Origin of the sequence: Candidatus Arsenophonus lipoptenae (genome assembly GCF_001534665.1) — a bacterium.
GTDB classification, from domain to species: Bacteria; Pseudomonadota; Gammaproteobacteria; order Enterobacterales; family Enterobacteriaceae; genus Arsenophonus; species Arsenophonus lipoptenae.
In genome coordinates this window covers 829439-836724 of record NZ_CP013920.1, presented here as the reverse complement: position 1 = coordinate 836724, position 7286 = coordinate 829439, and the positions used below count along the sequence as shown (strand labels likewise).

Below are 7286 nucleotides of genomic sequence, written 5' to 3'. Positions count from 1 at the left end.
TTAATCAATTAAACTTTATAAAAGTAAAGTTATAACCTATCAAATTTTGAATTTACAATATATATTTATGCACTATAATAATTTTTATAATTTTATATTTAAAAAATGGTTTTACTTTATAAAAAGTATGTAGTAGGATCTACAAATAAATATTTTTCTATATAAAATGCAGATAAAAAATTAAGGTGTTGATATGTCATTATTAATTACTGATAGTTGTATCAACTGTGATATGTGTGAGCCAGTATGTCCTAATAATGCAATTTCAATGGGAGAAGATTTTTATCAAATTAATTCAAATCTTTGTAATGAATGTGTTGAATTGTACGATAAACCAATGTGCCAGTCTGTATGTCCTATTAAAAATACTATAATTAGGGATACTATAATTAAAGACATCAATAATAAAAAGCATTATAAATTAATTTAATTGTATTTATAAAAATTTTAAGTTTCCATTATTACAATAGCACAAACATAATGCTGTTCATCAGATAATGATACGTGGATATGTTTTATTCCAAATGTCTTAGATAATATTTTTGCTTGACTTAATAAATTAAGTACAGGTTTTCCTAATTTATCATTGAACACTTCAAATTGATTAAATGTTAAACCATTTCTAATACCTATCCCTAAAGCTTTTATAGCTGCTTCCTTAACAGCAAAACGCTTAGATAGAAAACGAACTGATTGGGAATGATTTTGGTATATTATTAATTCTTGATCAGATAATATACGTTTTGCTAATCTGTCTTTTAAACGATGAGTAATTTTTTTTATTCGTATAATTTCAACTAAATCAATACCTAAACCAATAATAGCCATTAATTACGTGCCTCAATAAGAATTTTCTTCATATCTCTTACTGCATTTGTCATACCACTAAAAAGTGCTCTTCCAATAATTGCATGACCAATATTAAGTTCGTATATATCTATTAACTGAGCAATTTGTCTAACATTATGATAAGTTAAACCATGACCAGCATTTACCCTAAGTTGTTTCGAATTAGCATAATTTATAGCATTTTTAATGCGTTCCAATTCTTTTATTTGTTCTAATTCATTTTTTGCATTAGCATAAATTCCTGTATGAAGTTCAATAAATGGCACACCAATTTCTGCTGCGGCATCAATTTGTTGATCTTGAGGATCGATAAATAAAGATACTATAATACCTGCTTTAGTTAATCTTCTTACAGCTAATTTGATTAACGTTTTTTGATCAAAAACGTTAAGCCCACCTTCAGTTGTCAACTCTTCACGTCTTTCTGGCACTAAACAACAATATTGTGGTTTTATTTGACAAGCAAAATCAACCATTTCATTAGTTATTGCCATTTCAAGATTCATTTTTGTTTGTAACGTATTACGAAGCAATTTGACATCACGATCAGTTATATGCCTACGATCTTCACGTAAATGTACAGTTATTCCATCAGCACCTGCTTGTTCTGCAAGAAAGGCACTATATATAGGATCTGGATATTGAGTACCACGTGCATTACGTATTGTTGCTATGTGATCAATATTAACTCCTAATAATAAATTTCCCATATTTAATTCCTTATACACTATTTTATAGATTATATTATATTATTTTAAAAATAATAAATTTCTCAGTAAATTTTATAAAAAATTATAATATTTATAATATATAAATATTAAACTAATAATAGTAAAATATTAAATTTTATTAATATTAAAAACATAATCTAAACTATTTAAGTAATATTCATTATTTGATGCTTCTTTTTTAACCTTAACCCAAAGTGAAAGATAAATTTTAGCAGAAAACAGTTTTTCCATTTCTATACGAGATTCAATACCTATTCTTTTTATTTTTTGCCCTTTAACACCTATAACTATTTTCTTTTGACTATTTTTTATAACTATAATTATGCCATTAATTTTATAATTATATTTCTTATGTACTATAAATTGTTCAATTTCTACCTTAATTAAATATGGTAATTCATCACCAAGAAATCGCATTAATTTTTCACGAATAATCTCTTTAGCTAAAAAAATTTTAGACATATTAGTAATATATTCTTCTGGAAAATAATGTGTTGTTTCAGGCATATTTTGTTGAATAATTTTTATAAATGTATCAATATAGGTGCCTTTTTTTGCACTGATAGGAATAATATCTAGAAAATCCATTTTTTTTCTAAGAAAATTAATGTGTGATAACAAAATACTTTTATTTATTACATTATCAATTTTATTAATAACTAATAATACAGGAGAACTAATATATTTTAGTACGTGTATTATTCTTTCATCATCATTTGTCCAATTGGTACCTTCAATAACAAAAACAATCAATTCAAGATCATGTATTAATTTATTTGTAGAATCTTTTATTAAATTATTTACTATCTGTTTTTTTTTTATATGTAATCCAGGTGTATCAATATAAATAGTTTGATAATTATTTTTTGTATCAATTCCTAATATATTATAACGAGTTGTTTGAGGTTTACGTGAAGTAATTGAAATTTTTTTTCCTAGAATTTGATTAATTAATGTTGATTTCCCCACATTTGGTTTACCTATAATTACGACAAATCCACAATATGTTGTCTGATTACTCATGCAATCTCCAATATTTTTAACGCTTGGACAGCAGCAGATTGTTCTGATTTACGTCTACTAGATCCAATACCTATAATTGGTTTTTGTACACCACTAATTTTACAATGAATAATAAATTCTTGTTCGTGTGCTTCTCCACGAACTTGGACTACTAGATAATTAGGTAATGGTAAGCCCCTTCCTTGTAGGTATTCTTGTAATCTTGTTTTAGGATCCTTTTGTTTATCCCCTGGATTAATTTTTATTAATCTAGTTCCATACCAATTTAAAATTATTTTTTCAGTATTTTTAATATTACTATCTAAAAAAATACCTCCAATTAATGCTTCAACAGCATTTGCTAATATTGACTCTCGTTGAAACCCTCCACTTTTTAGTTCGCCAATACCTAACCACAAACAATTTCCTAGATCAAACTCCTTTGCAAGTTTAGCTAACGTATTTCCTCTGATTAATGTTGCACGCATGCGACTCATATTTCCTTCATCAACTTCAGGAAACCTATGATAAAGATTATTAGTAATTACAAAACTTAAAATTGAATCTCCTAAAAATTCTAATCTTTCATTATGAATCTTACAAGCACTACGATGAGTTAATGCTTGATTTAATAATTCAATTTTTTTAAAAAAATAACCTAGTTTACTTTGTAATTCTTGAATTTCTTGCATTTATAGCCATTGAATTAAAGCAAAATTTATGTGTTAATCTAAAAATTTTTGAATATAAAATCAAGTATACGCAATATCTTTAATTAAGTTTTATGTAAAGCTATTGCGTATATAAAATTTATAATTAAGAAATTGTAAACTACAATAATCATACTTGCATATTACATAATTAATTTTTAAAAATCTATAATTGAATTTATATCTTTTTTTAATTTTAATTATCTAATTTTGCCAACATGATTTAAACGTACCCCAGTTGGCCATTCGTCTTCATGTTTATCAAAACTAAACCAAATAATAACCGCCTTACCTACTAAATTTTCTTCCGGGACGAATCCCCACATACGACTATCAGAACTATTATCTCGATTATCCCCCATCATAAAATAATGTTTAGGAGGGACAATCCATTCATTATCGGGCAACCCCGGTTGCTGATAAATCGATTCAGTATATACTTCAGGAATAACTAAAATTTTATAATTAATATTATCTATATTTTCAACCTTTTCCGAATAACGCAACGCGTTATTCGGGATTAATTCACTAAATGGGATCAAATAATTTCCTTTTTTATTATTTAATATAGAATTATTATTAAAAAATAAAGTCCATTGACTTTCTTTTAATTCAGAATAATTAATTGATAATTCTTGTGCACAATTCAAAATTGAATAATTTGGACATATACGTAATTCTTTTTTTTCAGGAGAATAAATAATTCTATCACCAGGAATACCAATAACACGTTTTATAAAATCCACACTAAGATCTTTAGGATATTTGAATACAGCAACATCCCCACGTTTAGGTTTCCCTATAGTAAAAAATGTTGTTCCAGTAATAGGATCTTTTAAGCCATAAGCAAATTTTTTTACTAAAATAAAATCTCCTACTAATAAAGTAGGGATCATTGAACCAGATGGAATTTGAAATGGTTCATAAATAAATGAGCGTATAGCTAAAACGATCATTAATATTGGAAAAACAGAGGCACAACTGTCAACAAATGACATTTTCTTTTTATGTATATTATCTAATAAATTTAATTGATTTTTGGTTTCTTTATTATTAATTTTTTTAAATGTTTTTGTATTTTTATAAAATATATATTTAAAGCGACTAAAAATCCATATAATTCCTATAATTAAAGTTATAAATGTCAAGATTAAAGAAAAATTATTAGCCATAATAATCCTATGTAAGAATTAGTAATTCTCTTCTATATTAAGATTAACAAAAAATACTTCGCGTGGAAGTTTAACATTACCAACTAATTTCATCCGTTTTTTGCCTTCTTTTTGTTTTTGTAATAACTTTTTTTTTCTACTAACATCTCCTCCATAACATTTAGATAGTACATTTTTACGCAATTGTTTTACAGTTGAACGATCTATAATATAATCATTAATTGAAGCTTGAATTACAATATCAAACTGTTGACGAGGAATTAAATTTTTTATTTTTTCAACTAACTTGTGTCCATAATATATTGCTTTTTTACGATGAGTAATTAATGATAAGGCATCTAATTTCTTATTATTAATTAATACATCAACACGTACCATATCAGATTTTTTAAAAAAAATAAAACTATAATCCAATGAAGCATATCCATGTGAAATAGATTTTAAACGATTGAAAAAATTTAATATTATTTCAGACATAGGAATTTCATAGGTTAATGATATTTGCATTCCATGATAAACCATATTAATTTGATAACCTCTCTTTTCTATACATAGCTTAATTACATTGCCAAGATATTCTTGAGGAGTTATAATCTTGCATTCTGCAATTGGTTCTCGTAATTCATTTATATAATTAAATCTCGGTAATTTAGATGGATTATCAATATGAATTAAATCACCATTTGTTAATTCAACCTCATAAATAACTGTAGGAGCAGTTGTAATAAGATCTAAATTATATTCACGTTTTAAACGTTCTTGGATAATTTCCATATGTAACAATCCAAGAAACCCACATCTAAATCCAAAACCTAATACTGTTGAAGTCTCTGGTTCATAAAATAAAGATGCATCATTTAATCTTAATTTTGCTAAGGCATCACGAAATGCTATATAATTATCAGAATTTATTGGAAATAACCCAGAAAAAACCTTTGGTTGAATTTTTTTAAATCCAGGTAACGCTTGTTTGGCATGATGATATGCATCTGTAATTGTATCCCCAACTTGTGCTCCATGAATGTCTTTTATGGCACAAACTACCCAACCAATTTCACCACAATTTAATTGTGAACAATAAATTCTATTTGGTGTAAAAATACCTAATTTATTGATATTATAATATTTATTGGAATTCATTACTTTAATTTTTTTGCCATTAACCATTATACCATTTTTAATTCGTACTAATGAAATAACACCTAAGTAATTATCAAACCAAGAATCTATTATTAATGCTTGTAAAGGTGCTGATAAATCACCTTTTGGTGGTGGAATTTCTTTAATTAAAGATTCAATTACCTCTTGTATACCATCACCAGTTTTTGCTGAACAACAAATAATTTGTTGAGTATCTATACCAATTACATTTTCAATTTCTTTAGCCACCCTATCAGGTTCTGCTGCAGATAAATCGATTTTATTTAATACTGGAATAACCTTTAAACCTATTTCAATAGCTGCATAATAGTTAGCAATAGTCTGAGCTTCTACACCTTGTACAGAATCAACAATTAATAAAGCACCTTCAGTAGCAGCTAATGCACGTGATACTTCATAAGAAAAATCAACATGCCCAGGCGTATCAATAAAATTTAACAGATAAGTTTTACCATCTAAAGATTTATAATTTAAAGTAACACTTTGTGCTTTTATTGTAATCCCGCGTTCTCTTTCTATAGACATAGAATCTAATACTTGAGATCTCATTTCACGTTTAGAAAGACCTCCACAAATCTGAATAATGCGGTCTGATAAAGTAGATTTACCATGATCGATATGAGCGATAATAGAAAAATTTCTTATATATTTGAGCTTCAAGGTTATATATTCTTCTTTTTTACTAACTTAAAAATAATCTTTTATTAAATTTAATAATTAACAAATATTAACATGATATTACGTATATATTTTTTATATATTATATATTTTAATATATTTATTGTTATTTGTAATTTATTTTCAATTTAGTAAACATTAATTTTTATTGTAAAATGATGTTTTAATATTAAAATATTTCTAAATAAAAAATCAACTTTACTATAAAAATTAGCAAAAGCATTAATTATAGAAGTAAAAATGATACATTTATCTAAATATAAAAAATAATAACATTACTTTTATAAGAAAATAGTTAATGCTTAAAAGCATATCGTCATAGCAGAGTATGTTAAATTTTTCCGTAAATTCCTATTTTCAACTTTTTATTTATTAAATAAAAAGTTGATTGATTTATGCTTGATATCTAGTTTACAATCCAGTGTTCTTTAAAACAAAATATATACAAAATTAGGGATAAAATTATTATAATTTTTATTATAATAATTTTATAAAGTAGTACAACTTGTATTTTAATATATTATAGTTATCAGTTTTTTTAAATATTAAATTATCACTTAGAGATTAGTATTATCTGTAATACATCTAATATTTGTATTACTAATTTATTAATGCATATTATTATTAATTATAACTTAATGATTTCTATTTTAATTGTAATAAATAATTTTAGTTTATGAATAAATTTTAATAATTATATAATTTTTAGCATAAAATTACTTAATATAAATTAATTAAATTTATTATTTTAAATTTTAATTTAAATTTTCATTAAAAAAATAAAAATAGCAAAATATATATAAAAATTATCTTTTTACTAATACCATAATATTTATTTTGTTATATTGCTTAAATACACTATAAATCATTTTAAATAAATAATTACTATAAAATCATATTGAAATTATTTAACAGGTAATCTGTTTTCTTATATTATATTATTATATTAAAGATATTTCAGTATTCATAAATGATATTTTAAA

General features: G+C 24.5%; 7 protein-coding genes. 1 reads left to right on the top strand and 6 read right to left on the bottom strand.

All coding sequences use genetic code 11. The features are described 5' to 3' along the window. Positions 1 to 193 precede the first annotated feature (193 nt). The gene (locus AUT07_RS03375) at positions 194 to 430 is read left to right on the top strand and encodes a YfhL family 4Fe-4S dicluster ferredoxin (RefSeq protein WP_066284127.1); all 237 of its coding nucleotides are present in this window, start codon (positions 194 to 196) and stop codon (positions 428 to 430) included. Between the two features lie 17 nt (positions 431 to 447). Here AUT07_RS03375 and acpS read toward each other — a convergent pair whose 3' ends face one another. From acpS to lepA, 6 genes are all read right to left on the bottom strand, one after another. After that, positions 448 to 828: a holo-ACP synthase gene (gene acpS, locus AUT07_RS03370; RefSeq protein WP_066284125.1), complete on the bottom strand. Its 381-nt coding sequence runs from the start codon at positions 826 to 828 to the stop codon at positions 448 to 450. Then, positions 828 to 1559 carry a pyridoxine 5'-phosphate synthase gene (gene pdxJ, locus AUT07_RS03365; protein WP_066284123.1) on the bottom strand — a complete coding sequence of 244 codons (732 nt, stop codon included), beginning with the start codon at positions 1557 to 1559 and terminating at the stop codon, positions 828 to 830. The genes acpS and pdxJ overlap by 1 nt, the downstream gene beginning before the upstream one ends. A gap of 129 nt (positions 1560 to 1688) precedes the next feature. Next, entirely contained in the window at positions 1689 to 2603 is a 915-nt protein-coding gene (gene era, locus AUT07_RS03360; RefSeq protein ID WP_066284121.1) for a GTPase Era, read from the bottom strand. Beyond that, on the bottom strand, positions 2600 to 3274 hold the full coding sequence (gene rnc, locus AUT07_RS03355) for a ribonuclease III (RefSeq protein ID WP_066284119.1): 675 nt from the start codon (positions 3272 to 3274) through the stop codon (positions 2600 to 2602). Before rnc ends, era begins: the two co-directional genes overlap by 4 nt. A gap of 218 nt (positions 3275 to 3492) precedes the next feature. Beyond that, positions 3493 to 4464 (bottom strand): signal peptidase I, encoded by a 972-nt coding sequence (gene lepB / locus AUT07_RS03350; protein ID WP_066284116.1) that lies wholly within the window; start codon positions 4462 to 4464, stop codon positions 3493 to 3495. Positions 4465 to 4482: 18 nt separating this feature from the next. After that, positions 4483 to 6285 (bottom strand): translation elongation factor 4, encoded by a 1803-nt coding sequence (lepA, locus tag AUT07_RS03345; protein ID WP_066284111.1) that lies wholly within the window; start codon positions 6283 to 6285, stop codon positions 4483 to 4485. Positions 6286 to 7286: the final 1001 nt, after the last annotated feature.

Excerpts from the sequence above, each read along its gene's own strand:
- rnc (WP_066284119.1), bottom strand. The coding sequence starts at position 3,274 with ATGCAAGAAATTCAAGAATTACAAAGTAAACTAGGTTATTTTTTTAAA.
- AUT07_RS03375 (WP_066284127.1), top strand. The coding sequence starts at position 194 with ATGTCATTATTAATTACTGATAGTTGTATCAACTGTGATATGTGTGAG.
- lepB (WP_066284116.1), bottom strand. The coding sequence starts at position 4,464 with ATGGCTAATAATTTTTCTTTAATCTTGACATTTATAACTTTAATTATA.
- acpS (WP_066284125.1), bottom strand. The coding sequence starts at position 828 with ATGGCTATTATTGGTTTAGGTATTGATTTAGTTGAAATTATACGAATA.
- pdxJ (WP_066284123.1), bottom strand. The coding sequence starts at position 1,559 with ATGGGAAATTTATTATTAGGAGTTAATATTGATCACATAGCAACAATA.
- era (WP_066284121.1), bottom strand. The coding sequence starts at position 2,603 with ATGAGTAATCAGACAACATATTGTGGATTTGTCGTAATTATAGGTAAA.